Raw genomic sequence first — 22,285 nt, forward strand, 5'->3', positions numbered from 1 at the left:
CCGAGCGGCGCGGCAGTCGTCTCGTCAGTCACGAGACCCTCCCTCGGGTGAGCGCGGTGGGACGGGCCGGCCCTGGACCGGCCCGCCCCGCCGCGGCCGGGATCAGGACTCGAAGGCCGAGTCGATGTACTGGTCGACGTTGTCCGCCGTGACCACGGGCGCGTACAGCTGGATCGTGCGCGGCACGCCGGCCGACGCCAGGTCGCTCATCGACTTGTCGTGGGCCACCAGCCGGGCCAGCTTGATGCCGTCCGCGGCCTGCGTGGACGGGTAGATGACCGTCGCCTGCAGGACCGAGTCGCCGGCCTGGATCTCCCGCATCACGTTCGCCGAGCCGGCGCCGCCGACCATGAAGAACTCGTCGCGGCCGGCGTTCTCGATCGCGGCCATGACGCCCACGCCCTGGTCGTCGTCGTGGTTCCAGATGGCGTCGATCTGCGGGGCCGCCTGCAGCAGGTTCGCCGCGGCCTGCTCGCCACCCTGCACGGTGAAGTCGGCGGCGACGCGGTTGCTCACCTCGAGGCCGCAGCCGTCCAGCGCGTCCGCGAAGCCCTGGCTGCGGTCCTGGGTCAGCGGCAGCGAGTCGATGCCGGCGATCTCGGCGACCACGGCATCCGGGTTGTCGCCCAGCTGCTCGCAGATGTACGTGCCGGCCGAGACGCCCATGCCGTAGTTGTCGCCGAGCACGGTGGCCCGGGACGCGAACGGGCTGGAGAACTCCCGGTCGACGTTGATGACCGGGATGCCGGCCTCCATCGCCTGGGTGGCGACGTCGGTCAGCGCGCCGCCGTCGAACGGCAGCAGCACGATCGCGTCGACGCCGTCGTTGATGAAGCCCTCGATCTGGCTGATCTGCACGTTGACGTCGTTGGTGCCCTCCGCGACCCGGAGCTCGACGTCCTCGTAGTTCTCGGCCTCGGCCTCGGCGGCCGCGGTGATCGCGCCCATCCAGCCGTGGTCGGCCGCGGGGGCGGAGAAGCCGATGACGACCGTGTCACCGGCCTCGTCGTTGTCCGAGACGGCGACCGGGGCGGCCTCGGCGCCGCCCTCGTCCTCCTCGGTCGGCGTGTTGGAGGTGCACGCGGTGAGGAACGCGACGGACAGCACGGCGACGGACGCGAGGGTGCGGTTGCGGCGCGTGGTGCGGCTGGCGGACATGGGATCTCCTTCGACGATGTCCAGCGGGCGGAGCGGGATGGCGCGACCGGGCGGGGGCCCGGGGCGTCGTGCGGGGTGGTGCCGTTCGGGGTGCGGCGGACGGTGCCGTGGTCTACGTCGACCGCGGGGTCCGGGTCGTGAAGCGCTGCTGCAGGAGGACGGCGACGACGATGATCGCGCCCTTCGCGATCTGCTGGACCGACGAGTCGAGGTTGTTCTGAATGAACAGGTTCGTCAGCGTCGCGAAGATGAGGACGCCGAGCACGGTGCCGACGATCGTGCCGCGGCCACCGGACAGGAGCGTCCCGCCGACCACCACCGCGGCGATCGCGTCCAGCTCGTAGTACAGGCCGTTGGTCGACGAGCCGGCGCCGGTGCGGGCCAGCATCATGACCGCGGCGATGCCGGCGGCCAGGCCGGCCAGCGCGTACAGGTACATCGTGTGCCGCTTGACGGCGATGCCCGCCAGGCGGGCCGCCTCGGGGTTGCCACCCACCGCGACGGTGCGGCGGCCGAACGTCGTGCGGTTCAGCAGGAACCAGCCGGCCACCGCGACGACCGCGAAGATCCACACGATCTTCGGCACGCCGAGCAGGTCGCCCTTGAAGACGTCCTCGAACCCCTGCACCGTGACCAGCTGCGTACGGCGCTGGGCGATCAGCTCGGCGAGGCCGCGGGCGGCGACGAGCATCGCGAGCGTCGCGATGAACGCCACCACCCGGCCGTACGCGATGAGGACGCCGTTGACGAGGCCGGCGCACGTGCCCACCGCCAGCGCGCAGAGGACCATGACCACCCAGCCGTACTCCTGGGTCGCGAGCGTGGTCGCCCACACCGACGCGAGGCCGAGGACCGAGCCGACCGACAGGTCGATGCCGCCCGCCGTGATGACGAACGTCATCCCGATGCTCAGCACGCCGATGATCGACGCGAGGCTGAGGATGACCAGGAGGTTGTCGATGCTGGCGAACCGGCTCCCGGCCGTGATGTAGCCGACCAGGACGATTAGGGCCAGGGCGATGACCAGGCCGAGGGTGCGGGCCGCTCCGCCGATGGCCGGGCCACGGCGCCGGCGTGCGGGCTCCCGGGCGACGCGCTCGACCCGGTCCGACTCGTCGGCGGCCGGCGGGACGGGGGTGGCGCCGGCACCGCCGGGCGCCGGTGTGCCCGGGGGCTGGGCGGAGAGCTGGTGCTCGCTCACGCGGCACTTCCTTCCATGACGAGGTCGAGCACGGCGTGCTCGTCGATGGCGGTGGCGGGGCCGGTGTGCACGACCCGGCCTTCGGAGACGACCAGCACCCGGTCGGCCAGACCGAGCACCTCGGGGATCTCGCTGGACACGACCACGACGGCCGCGCCCGAGTCGGCGAGCCGGCGGACCAGGGCGTAGATCTCGGCGCGGGCGCCGACGTCGACGCCGCGGGTGGGCTCGTCCAGCAGCAGCACCCGGCAGCCGTGCACCAGCCAGCGGGCGAGCATCGCCTTCTGCTGGTTGCCGCCCGACAGGGTGCGGATCGCGCGGTCGACGCCCGCGGGCCGCAGGTCGAGCGCCTCGGCCTGCTCCTTCGCGACCGTGCGCTCCGCGCGCTCGTCCAGCAGGCCGCCCTTCGCGAACCGGCCGAACGTCGACAGCGTGATGTTCCGGTAGACGGGCTCGTCCAGCAGCAGGCCCTGGGCCTTGCGCTCCTCCGGAGCCAGGCCGATCCCGGCGCGGACCGCGGCAGTCACGTCGCCGGGGCGGAGCCGCCTGCCCGCGACCTCGACCGTGCCGGTGGACGCGCGGCGCGCGCCGTACACCGTCTCGAGGATCTCGGACCGGCCCGACCCGACCAGCCCCGCGAGCCCGACGATCTCGCCCGCGCGCACCTGGAACGTGACGTCCGCGAACGCGCCGCGCAGCGCCAGGCCGTCGACGTCCAGCACCACGGGCGCTTCGGGCGCGACGCCCGGGCTGGTCGGGAACGCGTACTCCACCGAGCGGCCGGTCATCAGGCGGATCAGCTCACGGGTCGGCGTCTCGCGCGCCGGCAGGTCGCGGGCGACCGTGCGCCCGTCCTTCAGCACGGTGATCCGGTCGCCGATCGCGCGGATCTCCTCCATGCGGTGCGAGATGTAGACGATCGCCACGCCCTGCGCCGTCAGCTCGTGCACCACGCGGAACAGGTTCTGCACCTCGTCCGAGTCCAGCACCGCCGACGGCTCGTCCATCACGATCACCCGGGCGTCGTGCGACAGCGCGCGCGCCATCGAGACGATCTGCTGCGCGGCGGCCGGCAGGGTGCCGACCTCGCGACCGGGCGAGATCTCCGGGTGACCGAGGCGCTGCAGCACCTCCTTGGTCCGGCGCCGGGCCTCGCGACGACGGGAGAACCCGGCGGTCGCGAGCTCGTGGCCGAGGAACACGTTCTCTGCGACGGTCAGGCCGGCGACGACGTCGAGCTCCTGGTACATCGTGGCGACGCCGAGCTTGAGCGCCGCGACCGGAGTGGCGATCGTGACCGGCTCGCCGTCGACCAGCACAGTGCCCTCGGTGGGCTGGTGGGCGCCGGCGAGCACCTTGATGAGCGTCGACTTGCCGGCGCCGTTCTGGCCGAGCAGGCAGTGCACCTCACCCGGGAGCACATCCAGGTCCACGCCGTCGAGGGCCCGGGCGCCGGGGAACTGCTTCACGATGCCGCGCATCTGGAGGAGCGGCTGCTGCGGTGGGTCCACGTTGACCATGTGAGGAACCTATGCAGGACTTTCGTCACGGGTCAAGCAAAAGTTGGTCCCGGTTTGTCCGAGTTACCGAACCGTGACCGTCACAAGTGGGACGACTTTCTGGTTCACTGGGCGCCATGCAGGACGTCGTCAGGCTCCCCCAGCGCCACACCGGCGCCGGGGAGCTCTTCCAGCTCCTCCGCGACGGCCGCCCCCGCACCCGCGCCGACCTCGCCGCCGCCACGGGGCAGGCCCGGTCCACCATCGCCGCACGCGTCGACGTGCTCATGGCCGCGGGTCTGATCGCCCCGGCCGGCGAGGCGTCCTCCACGGGCGGCCGCCCGCCGACCACCTTCGCGTTCCGGCCGAGCGCCCGCGTCGTGCTCGCCGTCGACCTCGGCGCCACCCACGCGCGGCTCGCGGTCACCGACCTCGCGTCGGCGGTGCTCGCCGAGACGGAGGAGCACCTGGCCATCGCCGCGGGGCCGGAGGCCGTGCTCGGCTGGGTCGTCGAGCGGGGGCGCGCCCTCGTCGCCGAGGCCGGGCGCGACCTCGCGGACCTCGTGAGCGTCGGCGTCGGCCTGCCCGGGCCGGTCGAGCACTCCACGGGCCGGCCGATCAACCCGCCGATCATGCCCAGCTGGGACGACGTCGACGTGCGCGGCATCCTGGCCGACGCCCTCGACGCCGAGGTCCAGGTCGACAACGACGTGAACCTCATGGCGCTCGGCGAGCACCGGTCCGCGTGGCCCGATGTCGACGACATGCTGTTCGTCAAGGTCGCGACCGGCATCGGCTCCGGCATCATCTCCGACGGCCGGCTCCGCCGCGGCGCCCAGGGAGCGGCGGGCGACATCGGCCACATCGCCGTCCCCGGCGCCGAGGACGTGCCCTGCCGGTGCGGCAACCTCGGCTGCCTCGAGGCCGTGGCCAGCGGGCGCGCCCTCGCCGAGACCCTGCGGCAGCACGGCCTGGACGCCCACGACGGCGCCGACGTCGTCGCGCTCGTGCGGGCCGGCGACCTCACCGCGGGCCGGGCCGTGCGCCAGGCCGGGCGCGAGCTCGGCTCCGTGCTCGCCGCCTGCGTCAGCCTGCTCAACCCGTCGCTCGTCGTGATCGGCGGCGTCGTCGCCGAGGCCGGCGAGCACCTGATCGCCGGGATCCGCGAGGTCGTCTACCAGCGGTCGCTGCCGCTGGCCACGCAGCACCTGCGGATCGTCACGTCGCAGGCGCGGTCCCAGGTCGGGCTGCTCGGGGCGTCGGCGATGGCCGTGGACCACGTGCTGTCGCCGGAGGCCATCGACGCGCTGCTCGAGGGCCAGCCCGCCGCCGACGGCGCCGGTGTCGGCTGACCGCGCTGCGCCGCTGCGCGCCGCTGCGCCGAGGTCGTCACCTGCGCACGAGGTCGTCCCGCAGGACCGACGACCTCGTGCCCGTGTGACGACCTCGCGTCACGCCCCGGGCGCGGGCGGGGTGGGCGGGGTCAGCAGCGCGTCGCACGCCTCGAGGAGGCGGGCGCGGAGCGACTGGGACGCGGCGGCGAAGCCCCGCTGGCGGCGGACGTACTCGGCCTTGCCGTCCGGGGTCTCGATCGCGATCGGGTCCAGGCCGTAGGACGACACGTCGTACGGGGACGCCTGCATGTCCACGACCCGGATCTCCCGCGCCAGCGCGAACGTGTCCAAAAGCAGGTCGCCAGGGACGGCGGGGCCCAGCTTGAGCGCCCACTTGTAGAGGTCCATGTTCGCGTGCAAGCAGCCCGGCTGCTCCATGGCCACCTGGGTCTCGCGGGTCGGCTGCAGGGTGTTCCGGGGCACGGCGGGCGGCGTGAAGAACCGGAACGCGTCGATGTGCGTGCACCGGATCCGGTGCTGCTCGACGACCTCGTCGGTGCCCGCCCCGCCGAGCCGCAGCGGCAGCCGGTGCCGGTGCGCCTCGTCGCCCTCGCGGTAGACCATCGCCCACTCGTGCAGCCCGAAGCACCCGGTCGCGGCGGGCCGGGCGGCGGTGGCGCCGATCAGGCCGCGCACGTAGCGGACGGTGTCGCCGCGGTCGGCGAGGAAACCCGCCACGTCGAGCGTCACGGTGCCGTCGGCGTCGTGGCGGTACCAGCGCCGGCCGGCGTGCGGGCCGTCCGACGCGCCCGCCAGCGCGAGGCCCGCGCCCGGGTGCCACCGGCGCAGCTGCGCGGGCTTCGCCGGGTAGTACTCGAACAGGAAGTCCTCGATCGCGTGCTTCTCGCCCCGCGCGCGGCGGTCGCGGTGCCCGGCGGTGAGGGCGTCGGCACGCGCGGCGTGCTGCTCGGCGCGCTCCTGCCAGGTCGCCCGGTCCAGCACGACGGGCGCGACGCGCGCGTCCGCGGTGCGGGGGTCGGTGACGGTCACGGGGTCCAGGGTAGGAGGCGCCGGCGCCGTCCGGCGCGCGCGGTGCTCATCCGGGACAGCCCCGACCGCGGCGGGACCGTGAGCACCGCGAGGCAGGCGACGACCAGCCCGACGCCGACCCAGCCGCCGGCCGGCAGCCGCTCCCCCACGACGAGCACCGCGAGCACCGCCGCGAGGGCCGGCTCCAGCAGCGTGAGCGTGGTCGCGGTGCTGACGGCGATCCGGGCGAGGCCCCAGCCGAACAGCACGTACCCGGTGAACATCGGCACCAGCGCCATGTAGGCGCCGACCGCGGCGTTGCCCCACGAGGCGAGCAGCGGCGCACCGGTCAGCGCGAGCACCGGGAGCAGCAGCAGCCCGCCGCCGCCGAACACCGCACCCATCGCCGCCCGGGACGGCACGCCGGCGAGCATGAGCCGGTGGGCGACCCACGAGTAGAGCGCGTAGGTCGCGCCCGCGACGAGCCCGAGGAGCACGCCGGCCACGGCCGACCCCGGCGAGGCGGGAGCGACGCCGGCGTCGCTCCCGCCCAGGGCCTGCGCGGCGCACAGCAGCACCATCCCGGTCAGGCCGACACCCGCGGCGACGACCCAGCGCCGGGCCAGGCGCCGGCCGTCGACGAGCAGCTCGACCAGCGCCGAGGCGAGCGGCGCCGATCCCAGCGAGACCACGGTGCCGACCGCCACCCCGGCCAGCCGCATCGAGGAGTAGAACGCCAGCGGGTACACCGCGACGGCGACCGCGCCGAGCAGCACGAGCCGCCACCGGGCCGCCAGCTGCGGACGGTGCCGGGAGATCTGCCGGCCGGCGGTGGCCGCCTGCAGCAGGCCGCCGAGGCCCATCGCGGCCGCGCCGATGGCGAGCGGGCCGACCTCCGGCGCGAGTGCCGCGGTGGTGCCGGTGGTGCCCCAGAGCACGGCCGCCGCGAGCACGGCGACGGCGCCGAGGGTGGCTCCGGGCACGGCAGTGCCCCGGCCTCGGACGGGCGCCGCGCCGACGTCCGTCGCCGCGGCGCCGGCTCCCCGCGTGGTGGTCACGCCGCGGCCAGCAGGCCGGCGGCCAGCGCGCGGGCGTGCCGGATCCGGGTGTCGTCGCCCTCGAGGCCCGCGCGGGACATCCCGCCCTCGAGCAGGAACGCCAGGTGCTCGGCCATCGTGGCCGCCCGGGCGGCGTCGCCACCGAGCAGGCGGCGCAGGTGCCCGGCGACGATGCCCTCGACCTCCTCCTTGTGCCCGCGGACCACAGCCCTGCCCGGGTCGCCGACGGGCAGCTCGGCCGCGGCGTTGAGCAGGCCGCAGCCCCGGAACCCGTGCGCGTACCCGAGGTTCGCGTGGTCGGCGTAGGCGTCGAACACGGCCAGCACGCCGGCAGCCGGGTCCGCCTCGGCGTCGACCGCGGCCAGACGGGCCCGGTACAGGTCGAGCCACTCCGCGTGCCGGGCGACCAGGTACGCCGCGACCAGGTCGGCCTTGGAGGCGAAGTTGTTGTAGAGGCTCATCTTGGCGACCCCGGCGTCGGCCGTGATCGTGTCGATCCCGGTGCCGGCGATGCCGTCGGCGTAGAACCGGGCCGCCGCAGCCGCGAGCAGCCGCTCCCGGGCGGGGCGCCGCCGCCCCTTCGCCGCGTCCGTGACCGTCATGCTCGCCTCCTCCTAGGTAGACCTGTCTACCTACTTGGAGAAGAGTCACATGGCATCGGCGTAGCTGTCCACCACCGACACGTCGAGCGCGAACTCGACGGGCGTGTCGCCGAACAGCAGCCGGCCCGCCTCGACGGCCGACGCGCGCACGAGGTCGGCCACCTCGGCGGCGACGTCGGCGGGCGCGTGCACCACGATCTCGTCGTGCAGGAAGAACACCAGGTGCGGCCGGCCCGGCAGCGCCAGCAGGCGCTGCCGCAGCACCGCCATCCAGCACAGCGCCCACTCCGCCGCCGTGCCCTGGACGACGAAGTTCCGCGTGAACCGGCCCCAGTCCCGCGACCGCCGCCGGGCGTTCCGCGCGTCCTCCGGCGCGGCGCCCTCGGCCGAGGCGGCGCGGCGCTCGGCCAGCCAGGCGTCACCCGGCAGCGGCGACGAGCGACCGAGCCAGGTGGTCACCTGCTCGCCGCGCTCCCCCGCCCGCGCGGCGTCCTCGACCAGGGCGACGGCGTGCGGGTACGCCCGCGCCAGCTGCGGCATCAGCACGGCGCTCGCCCCGGTGGTGGCGCCGTAGATCGCGCCGAGCATCGCGTACTTGGCCTGCTGGCGGTCGGCGACGATGCCGGCCTGGACGACGGCGGCGTACAGGTCCGCCTGCCGGCCCGCCGCCGCCATCGCCCCGTCGCCGGACATGGCGGCGAGCACCCGCGGCTCGAGCTGCGCGGCGTCCGCGACGACGAACCGCCACCCCGGGTCGGACCGCACCGCGTCCCGGATCACCGCGGGCAGCTGCAGCGCGCCGCCGCCGCTGCTCGCCCAGCGGCCGGTGACGACCCCGCCGGGCACGTAGTCGGGACGGAACCGGCCCTCGTGCACCCACCGGTCCAGCCAGGCCCAGCCGTTGGCCGACAGCAGGCGCGACAGCTTCTTGTACTCGAGCAGCGGGTCCCGCACCGGGTGGTCGAGCGCGCGGATCTCGGCGGTCCGGGTCGAGGCGACGTCGAGGCCGGCCGCGCGCAGGGCACGCAGCAGCTCGGGCTGCGAGTCCGGGTTCAGCGTCGGCCGGTCCAGCGCGGTCGCCACCCGGTCGGCGAGCGCGGCGAGCCGCTCGGGCCGGGCGCCGTCGCGGGGCCGCGGCCCGAGCAGGCCGGTGAGCAGGGCGTCGTGCACGTCCGGGCGGAACGGCAGCCCGTCGTGCCGCATCTCCGCGGCGATCAGCGCGCCCGTGGACTCCGCCGCGAGCAGCAGCCGCAGCCGGCCGTCGTCGCCGGACTCGGTCAGCGCCGCGAGCTGCCGGCGCAGCTCCGCGGCGACCTCCGTCACGTCCGGCGCGGCGTCGAGCGCGACGGCCGGCAGGTCGTCGAACAGGCTGGGCTCGGCGCCCTCGTGCGGCACCGCTACTCCTGCGCCCGACCGGTCCCACGCGTTCTCGGGCTCGCGCGCGACAGCGGTGCCGGCGGTGCGGGTGCTGCGCCGCAGGACGGTCCGGCACAGCCGCAGGTCGTGCGCCTTCTCGACGCGCACCCCGGCGGCCAGCAGGGCGGGGTACCAGCGCTCGGTGTCGTCCCACACCCAGCGCGGGTGCGCGACCTCGCGCGCCGCGACGGCCGCGGGCAGCTGCTCCCCCGCGACCCGCACCGGCGGGCTCGCGGGTCCGGAGGCGCCCGAGCCACCGGCCCCACCGGCCTCGGCGGCGGCGAGATCGGCGACCTCGCGCAGCACCGCACCGCCCGGACGGTCCGGGTCGACGGCGACGAGGACGAGCGGCACGCGCACCATTCTCCCTGCCGGGTCCGACACCCGAGCGCGGCACGTCCTACGCTGGGCCGATGACCGAGCAGGCCGACACCCCCGCGGGGCTCCCGGAGCGCGAGACCATCCTCCTCGCGGCCTTCGAGGGCTGGAACGACGCCGGGTCCGCCGCCAGCCAGGCCCTGGAGCACCTGCACGAGGTGTGGGGCGCCGAGCAGGTCGACGAGCTGGATCCCGAGGAGTACCACGACTTCCAGGTGAACCGCCCGGTGATCGGCGCGGGCGACGACGGGCAGCGGGAGATCACCTGGCCCAGCACCGCCGTCGCCGTCGCCACGACGCCCGGCGCGGGCCGGCAGATCGTCCTGGTGCACGGCATCGAGCCGTCCATGCGCTGGCGCCGGTACTGCGGCGAGCTGCTGGACATCGCGGCCGGCCTGCGCGTCACCACCGTCATCACCCTCGGCGCCCTGCTCGCCGACGTCCCGCACACCCGCCCGATCCCCGTCACCGCCACCAGCGAGGACCCGGGCGTCCGCGAGGCGCTCGACGTCGAGGCCAACTCCTACGAGGGCCCCACCGGCATCGTCGGCGTCCTGCAGCACGAGGCCGCGGCCCGCGGGATGCGGACCGTGTCGCTCTGGGCGGCCGTGCCGCACTACGTCGCGCACCCGCCGTCGCCCAAGGCCACGCTCGCGCTGCTGCACCGCATCGAGCAGCTCACGGGCGAGCCCATCCCCCTCGGCGACCTGCCCGAGGACGCGGCGGCGTGGCAGGACGGCGTCGACGAGCTCGCGGGCGAGGACGCGGAGATCGCCGAGTACGTGCACCAGCTGGAGGAGGCGAAGGACACCGCCGAGCTGCCCGAGGCCAGCGGCGAGGCGATCGCGCAGGAGTTCGAGCGCTACCTCCGGCGGCGCGACAAGGGCATCGGCGGCTGACGCCTCCTGCGGAGGACCTGTGCCGATCGGTGGCACAGCCTGCGAACCCGGCACGGGACGCCGAGAGGGTGGCTAGCGTCGCGCCATGACCAGCCGCGGCGCGCACCTCACGACCCTGGCGGTGGCCCTGTGCCTCGTCCTCTCCGCGTGCACGGCGTCGCCCGCCGACCGCCTCCGGGCGGACGTCGACCGGCTCAGCGCCACGGTCGCCGGGATCGACGGCGTGGCCGAGGTCGGCGACACCCTCGGGTCGGGCGCGACCGACGGGACCGAGGCCGCCGAGCGCACGTGGGTGCAGCTCAGCGTGCGCACCGAGGTCGCCGACGCGCCGGCGTTCGCCGCGGCGGCCCGGTCGGTCGGCGCCGCGCTGGCCGGCGAGGCGCGCGTGACGGCCCGGGTCTGGCAGGCCGAGGACACCGCGGTCCCGGCGCTGGCCGCCGAGGTGACCGGCGCGCACGACGACGTGACCACCACCGGCGCCCTCGCCGCGCTCGCCGAGGTGGACGGCGTCGTGAGCGTCCAGGTGCTGCCGGACAGCGCCTCCGTGACCGTCACGGAGGCGGCGCAGCTGCCCGCGGTCGCCCGCCTCACCTCGCGGCTCCGGCTCGACGCGGTGTCGCTGTCCACGCCGGCGCAGCGCGTGACCGGCACCGCCGCCCCGCGCCTGCTCGACGAGCGGGTGGCCGGGCTCGTGGCCGACGTCGACGGCCGGCCGGGCGTCACGTCGATCTACCTGTCCGACGACGGCGGCGACGAGGTGCGCCTGCGCGTCCTGGTCCAGGGCGACGACACGGTGGCCGAGCTCGCGCAGGTGCTGGCGACGACCCCGTGGCCCGAGGACGCCGGCGCGGTGCACGCCGTGGTGGCGTCGTCGTTCCGGGAGCAGGGGGTGGTCGTCGGGCGCCCGGAGCCCGCTGCCGCGCCGGAGGCGACACCGGCCCCCGCGTCGCCGTGGCCCGACGACCCCGCGGCCCCGGCGTGCCCGGGCGACGGGCTGGAGGTCCGGCTCGCCGGATACGACGTCGCGCTCGGGCGACGGTTCCTCCTCCTGACCGCGATCAACCGGTCCGCTGCCGCGTGCGCGGTCGAGGGACGGCCGCAGATGACCTTCCGGCGCGCGTCCGGCACCGACGTCCCGGACGTGGAGACGGGCACGCCCACCGGGACCCCGCCGCCGCCCCGGCTGGTCGTGCCGCCCGGCGAGGTCGTGCACGCGCAGCTGACCTGGCGGGGCATGTCGACGGCGCTGGACCCCGACGTGACCCAGACGCTCCTCGTCACCGCGGTGCCGGGCGCCGCACCAGTCGCGCTCGACGCCGGCGAGGGCGGCCTCGACGTCCTGGCGGGAGCCGCGGTCGAGATCGGGGCGTGGACGCCGGGCGCCTCCTGGGACGGCTAGAGCCGGACCCCGAGCAGCGCGTTCACGGTGCGTGCCACGACGCCCGGCGCGCCCTCGTGCACCTCGGCGGCCGCGCCTGCCAGCGACGCGTCGGCCCAGGCGTCCACGGCCCGCAGCGCCCGCGGGGCGTCGAGGTCGTCGGCCACGGCCGCGCGCACCTCGGCCAGCATGGCGTCGGCCGCGGGGCCGCCGTTGCCGGACACGGCCGCGCGCCACCGGTCGAGCCGCGCCTGGGCGGTGCGGAGGACCTCGTCGGTCCACTCCCAGTCCGTGGCGTAGTGGTGGTCCAGGATCGCGAGCCGGACGGCCATGGCGTCGACGCCGTCGGCGCGCAGCCGGGACACGAGCACGAGGTTGCCGAGCGACTTGCTCATCTTCTCGCCGTGCAGGCCGACCATGCCCGTGTGCACGTGGGTGCGGGCGCCGTGCCCCGCGTCGAGCAGGCGGGCGTGCGACGTGCTCATCTCGTGGTGCGGGAACCGCAGGTCCGAGCCCCCGCCCTGGACGTCGAACGGCAGGCCGATGCCGTCGCGCGCGATGACGGCGCACTCGATGTGCCAGCCGGGTCGGCCGTGGCCGAGCCCGTTGCCGTCCCACGAGGGCTCGCCGGGACGCGCGGCGCGCCACAGCAGGGGGTCGAGGGCGTCACGCTTGCCGGCGCGGGCGGGGTCGCCGCCGCGCTCGGCGAACAGCCGCAGCATCTCGGCCCGGTCGAGCCGGGCGACCTCGCCGAACGCCGGGTCGGCGGACACGGCGGCGTACACGTCACCGGCGCCCGCGCCGTGCGCGTCGGGCACGCCCACGACGTACGCCGTGCCGGCGGCGAGCATGGCCTCGACGGCGGCGACGACGTCCGGCACGGCCTCGACGGCGCCGGTGTACACGTCCGGCGGCACGACGCCGAGCGCCGTCATGTCCTCCAGGTAGAGCGCGGTCTGGTCGGCCGCGAGCTCGCGCCAGTCGACGCCGGTCGCCTCGGCGCGCTCGAGCAGCGGGTCGTCGACGTCGGTGACGTTGGACGCGTAGCGCACGCGCTTGCCCTCGTCGATCCAGCCACGCACCAGCAGGTCGAACGCCACGTAGGTCGCCGCGTGCCCCATGTGCGTCGCGTCGTACGGCGTGATGCCGCAGACGTAGAGCGTCGCCTCGGCGCCCGGCGCTGCGACGACGAGGTCGCCCGTCGAGGTGTCCCGGACGCGGACCGGACCTCCCTGGCCGGGGAGCTGCGGGATCTGCGGGGCGGGCCAGGTGAGCACGGCGAGAAGCGTAACGGCCGCGGGGACGGCACTGCCTCGCCAGCGGCCCCCGAGTGACCGACGCCATCGTGCGGGGACGCGGGCCCGGCCGGGTGACGCGGCCGCCCGGTGCGGCGCGTCGGGGACCGGCCGGCTCCTCCGCAGGGGACGATGCGCAGGTGGAGAGCGCGTGGGTGCACGGCGGTGACGGCTGGACGGCGACGGACCCGGACGGGCTCCTCGCGCTGCTGGCGGCCCCGGAGCCGCCCGCCGCGTGGGTGCACGTCGACTCCGTGGACCTCCTGGCCGACGCGGCACGCCAGGCCGGCGTCCCGGAGTCCGTGGTGCGGCGCGCCGTCGAGGGCGGCGTCGCCGGCGACCCCCGGCACCCGCAGCTGCGCCGGCTCCCCGGGGGCGGCAAGTACCTGGTGAGCGCGACGCTGCGCTACGACGACGCCACCCGCGACGTCCGCACCGGCACCTGGGCCGCGCTGGTGGTCGACGAGGTGACGATCACCGCCGAGGAGGGCGGCGCGGGCCTGCTGGACGACGTGCTGGAGCACCTGGACGACGTCGAGCACCTGCCGCAGGACCGGGCGTCGCAGGTGTTCTCCGCGGTGCTGAGCGCGCTCGTGCAGCGTGCCGGGGCGGTGGAGTCGGGCGTCGGCGAGGCGGTCGCGGACGTCGAGCAGCTCGTCTTCACCCCGGGCGCCGACGACCCGGCCGAGGTGGTCTACGACCTCAAGCGCGAGATCGCCGAGGCCCGCCGTGCGCTCGTGCCCCTGCTCGCCGCGCTCCCGGAGCTCGTCGCCGAGCAGGAGGACAGCGAGCGCGAGACCCGCACGATGCGCTGGATGCGCCGGCTCGACACCGCGCTCGGCAAGGTGGACCGGCACCTCGACTCCCACGACGCGCTGCTCGGCGACATGCTCTCGGTGCACCTGGCGCGGGTGTCGGTGCGGCAGAACGAGGACATGCGCAAGATCTCGGGGTGGGCGGCGATCATCGCGGTGCCGACCCTCGTGGCGGGCGTCTACGGGATGAACTTCGACCACATGCCCGAGCTGCACTGGCTGCTCGGCTACCCCGCCGCCCTGGTGCTGATGGCCGGGGCCGCGACCGTGCTGTTCCGGCTGTTCAAGCGCTCCCGCTGGCTGTGACCGCGGCTCAGGCGCCGGCGAGCGGGTCCAGCACGCCGATCAGCAGGAGCAGCGCCACGACGACGGCCAGGCCGATCCGGTAGACCACGAAGGGCCGGTAGGAGTACGTCGAGACGATCTTGAGGAAGCCGATGATCACGACGTACCCGACGACGAACGCGACCAGGGTCGCGATGATCGTCACGCCGAGCGCGGGCGTCCCGGCCTCGCCGAACGTGCCGACGCTCGACGCCGCCTGGTAGAGCCCGGAGCCGAGCACGGCCGGGATGGCGAGCAGGAACGAGTACCGCGCGGCGGCTTCCCGGGTGTAGCCCATGAGCAGGCCGGCCGTGATGGTGCCGCCGGAGCGCGAGACGCCCGGGATGAGGGCCATCGCCTGGGCGAGCCCGAAGTACACGGCGTGCCGCGGCGTCAGCTCCGTCAGCGCGCGGGTCTTGGCGCCCCGCCGGTCCGCCCAGTCGAGCACCAGCGCGAAGCCGGCGAGGGTCAGCACGATCAGCCACAGGTTGCGGAACGGGTGCTCGATCGCGTCCTGGAACAGCAGCCCCAGCACGACGATCGGCACCGAGCCGAGCGCGATGAACCAGGCCATCTGCGCGTCGTGGTCGGGGGTCCCGCCGACCGGGGCCCCGGCACGGGACCGCCAGTCGGACCCGAGGTCCCCGCGGACGGCGCGCCACCAGTGCGTGCAGATCCGCGCGATGTCGCGCCGGAAGTACAGCAGCACGGCGGTCTCCGTGCCGATCTGGGTGATCGCCGTGAACGCGGCACCGGGGTCGCCGGAGCCGATGAGCTCGCCGACGATGCGCAGGTGCGCGCTGGACGACACCGGCAGGAACTCGGTGAGACCCTGGACGAGGCCGAGGACGATCGCCTCGAAGACGTTCATGCGGGGGTGCCGATCGGGGCCGGGGTGTTCGCGCGCGCTGCCACGAGGCGCCACGATAGCCGGTGCGGGCACCGGCCCCACCAGCCCCACCCAGGGCGGATACCCTGCACCGCATGGAACAGCGGCAGCTCGGACGGACCGGCCTTCGGGTCTCGCACCTCGGACTCGGGACGCTGACCTGGAGCCGCGACACCGACGAGCTCGACGCCGCGGAGCAGCTGCGCGACTTCGCGGACGCGGGCGGCACGCTGGTCGACACGTCGGCGTCGTACGCCGACGGCGGCGCGGAGGAGCTGCTCGGCTCGCTGCTGGACAAGGTCGTGCCGCGCGACGAGGTGGTGCTCTGCACCAAGGCGGGCGTGCGGCGCACCCCGGACGGCGGCGTCGTCGACGCGTCGCGCGGCGCGCTGCTGGACACGCTCGACGCGTCGCTGCGCCGGCTCGGCACCGACCACGTCGACCTCTGGCTCGTGCAGACGCCGGACCCGCGCACGCCGCTGGCGGAGACGGTGAGCGCGCTGCGCCGGGCGGTCGACTCGGGCCGCGCCCGGTACGTGGGGCTGTCCAACCACGCGGGCTGGCAGGTCGCGCGGGCCGCGACGCTGCTCGGCGAGGACCCCGGTCTCGCCGCGGTCGAGGCGGAGTACTCGCTGCTGCAGCGCGGGATCGAGCGCGAGGTGCTCCCTGCCGCCGCGGACCTCGGCATCGGCGTGCTCGCGTGGTCGCCGCTGGGTCGTGGCGTGCTGACCGGCAAGTACCGGCGCACGGTCCCCGCGGACTCCCGCGCGGCCTCGCCGCACCTGGCCGGGTTCGTGGAGCCGTACCTCGGCTCGGTGGCCGCGGCGGTGGTCGAGGCCGTCGTCACCGCGGCGAAGGGCCTGGACCGGGCACCGCTCGAGGTCGCGCTCGCCTGGCTCCGGGTCCGGGCCCAGGTCGCGTCGGCGGTCGTCGGGGCGCGCACGCCCGCGCAGCTGCGGGCGTCCCTCGCCGCGGAGGACGTCGAGCTGCCGGCGGAGATCGTCCGGGCGCTCGACGAGATCAGCGCACCGGCGACGGGCTACCCCGAGCGCCGCTGACGGCCCGCGCCGGACGCGCAGGGTCGCTCAGCGGCTGAGGGCGTCGTCGTCCTCGTCGTCGGTCTCCTCGGGCAGGTCGTCGACGTCGTACTCGTCCGGCTCGTCGTCCTCGTCCTCGTCGTCGTCCTCCGCGAGGTAGAACGGCGTCGCCTCCCCGTGCACGGTGCCGAGCGCGTCGTCGTACACCTCGAACGCGTCCGCGAGCACGTCGTACGCGTCGTCGACCGCCGGGTCGTCCTCGCCGCGACGGGCCGCCACGGCGGAGTAGTGCGCCTCGAGCGCTGCGATGAGGCGGTCCAGCGCCGCGCGGGGGTCGATAGCCATGCGACGACCGTAGCGCCGCACCAGGCACAATGGCACCACGACAGGAGTGAAGGCGGTGGGCATGGCACGCACGAGCCTGCGCACGGGGCGCGCGGACGGTCCCGACATGGCACGGCAGTACGAGTACCGGGTGGTGACGATCCCCCGGACGACGAGCCGGAACGACGCACGGCGGCTGCTCACGGACGAGGCCGAGTACGGCCGCTGGGAGCTCGCCCGCACGCTGCTCTTCACCGGCGGCGAGCGCAAGGTGTGGCTGCGCCGCCGGATCATCCGGGTGCGGTCGACCCTGGGCAGCCTCGAGGACTGAGCACCGGACCGCCCCGCGCGGGCCTCAGGCCTGGCGCAGCAGCCCGTCCAGCACGCGCACGCCGAACCGCAGGGAGTCGGCGGGCACGCGCTCGTCGACGCCGTGGAACAGCGCGGTGAAGTCCAGGTCCGCGGGCAGGCGCAGCGGGGCGAACCCGTACCCGTGGATGCCGAGCCGCGCGAGCGACTTGTTGTCCGTGCCGGCCGACAGCATGTACGGCAGCACGACGGCCCCGGGGTCCTGCGCGCGCAGCACGTCGGTCATGGTGTCGACCAGCGCGCCGGTCGCGGGCACCTCCAGGCCGATGTCCAGGTGCTCGGGCTCGACGCGGACGTGCGGTCCGGCGAGCTCGCGGACCGTGGCCAGGACGTCCTCGTGGTCACCGGGCAGCGGGCGGACGTCGATGGTCGCGGTGGCGCGGCCCGGGATGACGTTGGTCTTGTAGCCGGCGTGCAGCTGCGTGGGGTTGGCCAGCGTGCGGATCGACGACCCGACGAACCGCCGGGCCGGGCCGAGCGCACCGATCAGCCGGTCGATGGCCAGCGGGTCGTCCACGTCGAGCGGCAGGCCGGTCAGGTCGGCCACGCCCTCCAGCAGCGCGAGGACGGTCGGGGTGAGCCGCGTGTCCCACTGGTACGCGCCGATCCGGGCGACGGCCTCGGCGAGCCGCGTGACCGCGTTGTCCTCGTTGACCGCGGACCCGTGGCCGGCGGTGCCGTCGGCGACCAGCCGGAGCCAGGCGATGCCCTTCTCGGCGGTCTGCAGCAGGTAGGCGCGGCGGCCGTGGACGTCGACGGAGAAGCCGCCGACCTCGGACACGGCCTCGGTGGCGCCCTCGAACAGGTCGGGCCGCTGGTCCACGAGGTACCGCGCGCCGTACTTCCCGCCGGCCTCCTCGTCGGCGAACATCGCCACGACGACGTCCCGGGCGGGCTTGCGGCCCTCGCGGGCCATCTGGCGGACGACCGCCAGGATCATCGCGTCCATGCCCTTCATGTCGACGGCGCCGCGGCCCCAGACCATGCCGTCGAACTCCTCGCCCGCGAACGGGTCGACCTTCCAGTCCTTCGCCTCGGCCGGCACGACGTCGGTGTGCCCGTGCAGGACGAGGGCGGGACGGCTGCGGTCCGAGCCCTCCAGGCGCACGACGACGTTCGCACGGCCGGGGTCGGACTCGATCAGCTCGGGCGCCAGGCCGACCTCGTGCAGGAGCGTCATGACGTGCTCGGCCGCGGACCGCTCGCCGGGGCCGGAGCCGTCGCCGTAGTTCGAGGTGTCGAACCGGATGAGCTCCTGGGCGATCCGGACGACCTCGGCCTCGGCCGCCGTGGTGCTGGACGCGTCGTCGGTGCCGGTGCCGTGCTGGGGGATCATGCGCCCACGGTACCGGCAGCCGTCACCCCGCCCGGAACGCGTCCGGACGGGGCGACGGCTCGGCTCGCGGCCGGGGTCAGGCGCCCGCGGCGGCGTCCAGGCCGCGGCGGGCCAGCAGCGGGGCGATGTCCGAGTCGCGGCCGCGCAGGTCGCGGAACGCGGCCATCGGGTCGATCGATCCGCCGCGGGAGAGCAGCTTCGCGCGGAAGGTGTCGCCGTTCTCCCGCTCCAGCCCGCCGTTCTCCTCGAACCAGGTCACCGTGTCGGCGTCCAGCACCTCGGACCAGATGTACGAGTAGTACCCGGCGGAGTACCCGCCGCCGAAGACGTGGTTGAAGTACGTCGTCCGGTAGCGCGGCGGCACGGGCGCGAACGCGATGCCCGCGGCCTCCAGCGCGGCGGCCTCGAACGCCTCGACGTCCGCGACGTCGGTCGGCACGTCCTGCGGTGCGAGCCGGTACCAGGCCTGGTCCAGCAGGGCGGCGCCGAGGTACTCGGTCGTGGCGAACCCCTCGCCGTCCTGGCGGGAGGCGAGCATGGTCTGCACCCACTCGGCGGGCATCGGCTCGCCGGTGCGGTGGTGGACCGCGTACGACTGCAGGATCGCCGAGTCCCAGGCCCACATCTCGTTGACCTGCGAGGGGTACTCCACGAAGTCGCGCGGCACGTCGGTGCCGGACTGCGACGGGTACCGGACGGCGGAGAACAGCCCGTGCAGGGCGTGGCCGAACTCGTGGAACAGGGTGATGACCTCGTCCCAGGTGAGCAGGGTCGGCTCCCCCGCCGGCGGCTTCGGGATGTTGAGGTTGTTCACCACGACGGGGCGCTCGTCGAGCAGCGTCGACTGGTCGGACAGCGTGTTCATCCAGGCGCCGCCGCGCTTGGAGTCGCGGGTCCAGAAGTCGCCGACGAACAGGCCGAGACCGGTGCCGTCCGCGTCCAGGACCTCGAACACCCGGGCGTCGGGGTGGTAGCCGGTCAGGTCGGCCCGCTCCGTGAACGACAGTCCGTAGAGCTCGCCGGCGGCCCGGAAGACGCCTTCGCGGAGCACGCGGTCCAGCTCCAGGTAGGGGCGCAGCAGGGAGTCGTCCAGAGAGCGGCGCTCCTTGCGGACCTGCTCGGCGTAGTACGCCCAGTCCCACGCCTCGAGCGTCGCGCCGGGGACGTCGCGCTGCAGCGCCCGCTCCAGGTCGGCGGCCTCGGCGCGGGCGTTGGCGACGGCCGCGGGCGCGAGGCGCCCGAGGATGTCCGCGACGGCCTCGGGGGTCTTGGCGGTGGCGTCCTCGGCGATGTAGGCGGCGTGGTGCGGGTAGCCGAGCAGCTGCGCGCGCTCGGCACGCAGCCGGGCCAGCTCCAGCAGCGTGGCGCGGGTGTCGTTCTCGGTGCCGCGGCCGCCGCGGCGCACGGAGGCGGTGTGGATCCGCTCACGCAGGCCGCGGTCGGTCAGGGACGCGAGCGCGGGCTGCTGGGTCGGCAGGATCAGGTCGATCAGCCAGGCGCCCTCGTGCCCGCGGCGGGTCGCGGCCTCGGCGGCGGCGGCGCGCGCGTCCTCGGCGAGCCCGTCGAGCTCGGCGGCGTCGGTGACGAGCACGGCGGAGTCGTTGGTCTCGGCGAGCAGCTGCCGGCCGAACACGGTCTCCAGGCGGGTGATCTCGCCGTTCAGGGCGCGCAGCCGGTCCTGCGCGGCGTCGTCGAGCCGCACGCCGGCCCGCACGAACGCGGTGTGCTGCCGGTGCAGCAGCCACGCGGTGTCCGGCGCGAGCTCCAGCTCACCCGCCTCGACCGCGGCCTGCAGCGCCTCCACCCGGGCGAACAGCCGGCGGTCCAGGTAGATCGCGTCGCTGTGCGCGGCGAGCAGCGGGGCGACCTCCTCCTCGAGCGCCTCCAGGCCCGGGGTGGAGTCGGACGAGGACTGGTTGAAGAACACCAGCGCCGTGCGGTGCAGCAGCCGCCCCGAGCGCTCCAGGGCGTCGAGCGTGTTCTCGACCGTCGGCGCCTCGGCGGAGGCGGCGATCGCCTCGACCTCCGCGCGCTGCTCCGCCATCCCGGCCAGCAGCGCGGGACGGAAGTGCTCCTCGCGGATCCGGGTGAAGTCGGGCAGGCCGTAGGGCAGGGCGGACGGTGCGGCGAACGGGTTGCCCGCGTCGAGAGTGGTCGTCATCCCGCCATCATCTCCGACGACGCCGGCGGCGGTGGGCCGTCCGCGCGGTCGAGTGCGCCGTGCCACTCCTCGCGCGGCGTGCCGCGGTGGTCGCCGACGCGCGACCCGGGCGCGATCCGGAAGCCCGCACGCTCGGCCACCCGCCGCGACGGCTCGTTGCCGACGAACGCGCGCCAGGTCAGCCGGTCCAGCCCGAGCCGGCCGAAGGCGGTCGCGACGACCAGCGCGACGGCCCGGCCCATGAGCCCGCGACCCCGCGCGTCCGGGGCCAGCCAGTAGCCGAGCTCCGCGGCGCCGTCGTCCCGGCGCGCCAGACCGACCATGCCGACCAGCACGTCCGTCCCCGGCTCGCGCACGGACCAGTTCCACTGCGTGCCGCGGGCCCAGCCGTCGGGGACCAGGCCCGTGACGAACCCCTCGGCGTCGGGCCGCCCGTACGGGCTCGGGACGGTGGTCCACTCCTGGATCGCCGGGTCCTGGCACAGCGTGGCGACGCGGTCGACGTCGCCGGGGCCGGGGACGCGCAGCAGCACGACGCCGTCGGTCAGCTCGTAGGGCTCCACCGGGCCACCGTGCCACTCCCGGCGCGCGCGTGTCCCGGCCTTTCCGCTGGTCGTGGGCGTGTCGGGACGCACCGCGGTCAGCCCGCCAGCGCGGCGGCCGGGTCCACGACGGGCATCCCGTGCGCCGCCCCGACGCCGGCGTGCAGCAGGTCGCCGGCGTGCGTGGACAGGCCCGCCGCCAGGGCCGGGTCGGCGGCGACGGCACCGCGCCAGCCGCGCCCGGCCAGCGCCGTCAGGTACGGCAGCGTGACGTTGGTGAGCGCGTGCGTCGACGTGACCGGGACGGCGCCCGGCATGTTCGCGACGCAGTAGAAGACGGCGTCGTGCACCCGGAACGTGGGGTCGTCGTGGGTGGTCGGCCGGGTCGACTCGAAGCAGCCGCCCTGGTCGACGGCGACGTCCACGAGCACCGACCCGGGACGCATCCCCGCGACCACGTCGTCGGTGACGAGCTTCGGCGCGCGCGCCCCCGGCACCAGGACCGCGCCGACGACCAGGTCGGCGTCGGCCACCGCCTCACGGATCGCGTACGCCGAGGACGCCAGCGTGCGGACCCGGCCGCCGAACGCGCTGTCGAGCTCGCGCAGCCGGGGCACCGACAGGTCGAGCACCGTGACGTCGGCGCGCATGCCGAGCGCCACCTCGGCCGCGTGCCGCCCGGCCACGCCACCACCGATCACGACGACCCGGCCCGGGGCGACGCCCGGGACGCCGCCGAGCAGCCGGCCCGACCCGCCCGCGCTGCGCATCAGGTGGTAGGCGCCGACCTGCGCGGCCAGCCGCCCGGCGACCTCGCTCATCGGGGCCAGCAGCGGCAGCGACCCGTCGGCCAGCTGCACGGTCTCGTAGGCGATCGCCGTCACCCCGGAGGCGAGCAGGGCCTCGGTCTGCGGGCGGTCGGCGGCCAGGTGCAGGTACGTGAACAGCACCAGGCCCTCGCGCAGGAACCCGTACTCGGACGCCACCGGCTCCTTCACCTTGCAGACCAGGTCGGCCTCGCCCCAGACCCGGGCGGCGTCCGGCAGGACGCGGGCTCCGGCGGCGGCGTACGCCTCGTCGCTGATCGCGGAGCCCAGGCCCGCGCCGGCTTGGACCAGCACCTCGTGCCCGGCCGCCACGAGCTGGTGCACCCCCGCCGGTGTGATCGCGACGCGGTACTCGTGGTTCTTCACCTCGGTGGGGACCCCGACCCTCATGACCCGCTCCTCGTGCGCGTGGCG

The 22,285-nt window shown here is 75.5% G+C and carries 20 protein-coding genes; 6 read left to right on the forward strand and 14 right to left on the reverse strand.

The annotated features are described in order from the left end of the window. Positions 1-102: 102 nt before the first annotated feature. From ACWPWW_RS03045 to ACWPWW_RS03055, 3 genes are all read right to left on the reverse strand, one after another. Positions 103-1,158 (reverse strand): substrate-binding domain-containing protein, encoded by a 1,056-nt coding sequence (locus tag ACWPWW_RS03045; RefSeq protein WP_454048869.1) that lies wholly within the window; start codon positions 1,156-1,158, stop codon positions 103-105. Between the two features lie 112 nt (positions 1,159-1,270). Then, complete coding sequence (locus tag ACWPWW_RS03050) at positions 1,271-2,359, reverse strand: ABC transporter permease (protein ID WP_454048870.1); 1,089 nt, start codon at positions 2,357-2,359, stop codon at positions 1,271-1,273. After that, positions 2,356-3,879, reverse strand: coding sequence for a sugar ABC transporter ATP-binding protein (locus tag ACWPWW_RS03055; RefSeq protein WP_454048871.1), 1,524 nt, complete (start codon positions 3,877-3,879; stop codon positions 2,356-2,358). The genes ACWPWW_RS03050 and ACWPWW_RS03055 overlap by 4 nt, the downstream gene beginning before the upstream one ends. A 116-nt stretch (positions 3,880-3,995) precedes the next feature. Between ACWPWW_RS03055 and ACWPWW_RS03060 the strand changes: the two genes are divergently transcribed. Then, complete coding sequence (locus ACWPWW_RS03060; protein ID WP_454048872.1) at positions 3,996-5,210, forward strand: ROK family protein; 1,215 nt, start codon at positions 3,996-3,998, stop codon at positions 5,208-5,210. 99 nt (positions 5,211-5,309) lie between these two features. Here the strand turns inward: ACWPWW_RS03060 and ACWPWW_RS03065 are convergent, their stop codons facing one another. From ACWPWW_RS03065 to ACWPWW_RS03080, 4 genes are all read right to left on the reverse strand, one after another. Beyond that, complete coding sequence (locus ACWPWW_RS03065; protein ID WP_454048873.1) at positions 5,310-6,242, reverse strand: 3-methyladenine DNA glycosylase; 933 nt, start codon at positions 6,240-6,242, stop codon at positions 5,310-5,312. Further along, positions 6,239-7,204 (reverse strand): DMT family transporter, encoded by a 966-nt coding sequence (locus ACWPWW_RS03070; RefSeq protein ID WP_454048874.1) that lies wholly within the window; start codon positions 7,202-7,204, stop codon positions 6,239-6,241. The genes ACWPWW_RS03065 and ACWPWW_RS03070 overlap by 4 nt, the downstream gene beginning before the upstream one ends. Positions 7,205-7,275: 71 nt before the next feature. Continuing rightward, entirely contained in the window at positions 7,276-7,881 is a 606-nt protein-coding gene (locus tag ACWPWW_RS03075) for a TetR/AcrR family transcriptional regulator (protein ID WP_454048875.1), read from the reverse strand. Positions 7,882-7,926: 45 nt separating this feature from the next. Next, positions 7,927-9,651: a bifunctional 3'-5' exonuclease/DNA polymerase gene (locus ACWPWW_RS03080; protein WP_454048876.1), complete on the reverse strand. Its 1,725-nt coding sequence runs from the start codon at positions 9,649-9,651 to the stop codon at positions 7,927-7,929. A 59-nt stretch (positions 9,652-9,710) separates the two neighbouring features. On the opposite strand from ACWPWW_RS03080, the gene ACWPWW_RS03085 reads away from it, so the two are divergent. Both ACWPWW_RS03085 and ACWPWW_RS03090 read left to right on the forward strand, forming a co-directional pair. Next, positions 9,711-10,574: a PAC2 family protein gene (locus tag ACWPWW_RS03085; RefSeq protein WP_454048877.1), complete on the forward strand. Its 864-nt coding sequence runs from the start codon at positions 9,711-9,713 to the stop codon at positions 10,572-10,574. Positions 10,575-10,659: 85 nt separating this feature from the next. Further along, complete coding sequence (locus ACWPWW_RS03090; protein ID WP_454048878.1) at positions 10,660-11,973, forward strand: DUF4232 domain-containing protein; 1,314 nt, start codon at positions 10,660-10,662, stop codon at positions 11,971-11,973. Here ACWPWW_RS03090 and mshC read toward each other — a convergent pair. Next, positions 11,970-13,229, reverse strand: a complete 1,260-nt coding sequence (gene mshC / locus ACWPWW_RS03095) for a cysteine--1-D-myo-inosityl 2-amino-2-deoxy-alpha-D-glucopyranoside ligase (protein WP_454048879.1) — start codon at positions 13,227-13,229, stop codon at positions 11,970-11,972. The genes ACWPWW_RS03090 and mshC overlap by 4 nt on opposite strands. A 158-nt stretch (positions 13,230-13,387) precedes the next feature. On the opposite strand from mshC, the gene ACWPWW_RS03100 reads away from it, so the two are divergent. Then, on the forward strand, positions 13,388-14,368 hold the full coding sequence (locus tag ACWPWW_RS03100; RefSeq protein WP_454048880.1) for a CorA family divalent cation transporter: 981 nt from the start codon (positions 13,388-13,390) through the stop codon (positions 14,366-14,368). Between the two features lie 7 nt (positions 14,369-14,375). Here ACWPWW_RS03100 and ACWPWW_RS03105 read toward each other — a convergent pair whose 3' ends face one another. Further along, positions 14,376-15,257, reverse strand: coding sequence for an undecaprenyl-diphosphate phosphatase (locus ACWPWW_RS03105; RefSeq protein ID WP_454048881.1), 882 nt, complete (start codon positions 15,255-15,257; stop codon positions 14,376-14,378). 113 nt (positions 15,258-15,370) lie between these two features. Here ACWPWW_RS03105 and ACWPWW_RS03110 point away from each other — a divergent pair, with 113 nt between their 5' ends. Further along, a complete protein-coding gene (locus ACWPWW_RS03110) occupies positions 15,371-16,333 on the forward strand; it encodes an aldo/keto reductase (RefSeq protein ID WP_454048882.1) in 963 nt (320 codons plus the stop codon). Positions 16,334-16,360: 27 nt separating this feature from the next. On the opposite strand, the gene ACWPWW_RS03115 is transcribed toward ACWPWW_RS03110, so the two are convergent. Further along, positions 16,361-16,657: a primosomal protein gene (locus ACWPWW_RS03115; protein ID WP_454048883.1), complete on the reverse strand. Its 297-nt coding sequence runs from the start codon at positions 16,655-16,657 to the stop codon at positions 16,361-16,363. A 61-nt stretch (positions 16,658-16,718) separates the two neighbouring features. Here ACWPWW_RS03115 and ACWPWW_RS03120 point away from each other — a divergent pair, with 61 nt between their 5' ends. Next, positions 16,719-16,967 carry a DUF5703 family protein gene (locus tag ACWPWW_RS03120; protein ID WP_454048884.1) on the forward strand — a complete coding sequence of 83 codons (249 nt, stop codon included), beginning with the start codon at positions 16,719-16,721 and terminating at the stop codon, positions 16,965-16,967. A gap of 24 nt (positions 16,968-16,991) precedes the next feature. On the opposite strand, the gene ACWPWW_RS03125 is transcribed toward ACWPWW_RS03120, so the two are convergent. The 4 genes from ACWPWW_RS03125 to ald all read right to left on the reverse strand — a co-directional run bounded on the left by ACWPWW_RS03125 (position 16,992) and on the right by ald (position 22,261). Further along, positions 16,992-18,341 carry a M20/M25/M40 family metallo-hydrolase gene (locus ACWPWW_RS03125; protein ID WP_454048885.1) on the reverse strand — a complete coding sequence of 450 codons (1,350 nt, stop codon included), beginning with the start codon at positions 18,339-18,341 and terminating at the stop codon, positions 16,992-16,994. 76 nt (positions 18,342-18,417) lie between these two features. After that, positions 18,418-20,502, reverse strand: coding sequence for a M3 family metallopeptidase (locus ACWPWW_RS03130; RefSeq protein ID WP_454048886.1), 2,085 nt, complete (start codon positions 20,500-20,502; stop codon positions 18,418-18,420). Continuing rightward, the gene (locus tag ACWPWW_RS03135) at positions 20,499-21,065 is read right to left on the reverse strand and encodes a GNAT family N-acetyltransferase (protein ID WP_454048887.1); all 567 of its coding nucleotides are present in this window, start codon (positions 21,063-21,065) and stop codon (positions 20,499-20,501) included. Before ACWPWW_RS03135 ends, ACWPWW_RS03130 begins: the two co-directional genes overlap by 4 nt. Positions 21,066-21,142: 77 nt before the next feature. Next, the gene (gene ald / locus ACWPWW_RS03140; protein WP_454048888.1) at positions 21,143-22,261 is read right to left on the reverse strand and encodes an alanine dehydrogenase; all 1,119 of its coding nucleotides are present in this window, start codon (positions 22,259-22,261) and stop codon (positions 21,143-21,145) included. Between the last annotated feature and the right edge of the window lie 24 nt (positions 22,262-22,285).

It is taken from the genome of Cellulomonas sp. Marseille-Q8402, from assembly GCF_965119525.1.

What these genes read in the sequence shown, in the direction of transcription:
- ACWPWW_RS03045 (WP_454048869.1), bottom strand. Translation starts at nt 1,158, where the DNA reads ATGTCCGCCAGCCGCACCACGCGCCGCAACCGCACCCTCGCGTCCGTC.
- ACWPWW_RS03055 (WP_454048871.1), bottom strand. Translation starts at nt 3,879, where the DNA reads ATGGTCAACGTGGACCCACCGCAGCAGCCGCTCCTCCAGATGCGCGGC.
- ACWPWW_RS03060 (WP_454048872.1), top strand. Translation starts at nt 3,996, where the DNA reads ATGCAGGACGTCGTCAGGCTCCCCCAGCGCCACACCGGCGCCGGGGAG.
- ACWPWW_RS03075 (WP_454048875.1), bottom strand. Translation starts at nt 7,881, where the DNA reads ATGACGGTCACGGACGCGGCGAAGGGGCGGCGGCGCCCCGCCCGGGAG.
- ACWPWW_RS03085 (WP_454048877.1), top strand. Translation starts at nt 9,711, where the DNA reads ATGACCGAGCAGGCCGACACCCCCGCGGGGCTCCCGGAGCGCGAGACC.
- ACWPWW_RS03090 (WP_454048878.1), top strand. Translation starts at nt 10,660, where the DNA reads ATGACCAGCCGCGGCGCGCACCTCACGACCCTGGCGGTGGCCCTGTGC.
- ACWPWW_RS03105 (WP_454048881.1), bottom strand. Translation starts at nt 15,257, where the DNA reads ATGAACGTCTTCGAGGCGATCGTCCTCGGCCTCGTCCAGGGTCTCACC.
- ACWPWW_RS03110 (WP_454048882.1), top strand. Translation starts at nt 15,371, where the DNA reads ATGGAACAGCGGCAGCTCGGACGGACCGGCCTTCGGGTCTCGCACCTC.
- ACWPWW_RS03115 (WP_454048883.1), bottom strand. Translation starts at nt 16,657, where the DNA reads ATGGCTATCGACCCCCGCGCGGCGCTGGACCGCCTCATCGCAGCGCTC.
- ACWPWW_RS03120 (WP_454048884.1), top strand. Translation starts at nt 16,719, where the DNA reads ATGGCACGCACGAGCCTGCGCACGGGGCGCGCGGACGGTCCCGACATG.
- ACWPWW_RS03125 (WP_454048885.1), bottom strand. Translation starts at nt 18,341, where the DNA reads ATGATCCCCCAGCACGGCACCGGCACCGACGACGCGTCCAGCACCACG.
- ACWPWW_RS03130 (WP_454048886.1), bottom strand. Translation starts at nt 20,502, where the DNA reads ATGACGACCACTCTCGACGCGGGCAACCCGTTCGCCGCACCGTCCGCC.
- ald (WP_454048888.1), bottom strand. Translation starts at nt 22,261, where the DNA reads ATGAGGGTCGGGGTCCCCACCGAGGTGAAGAACCACGAGTACCGCGTC.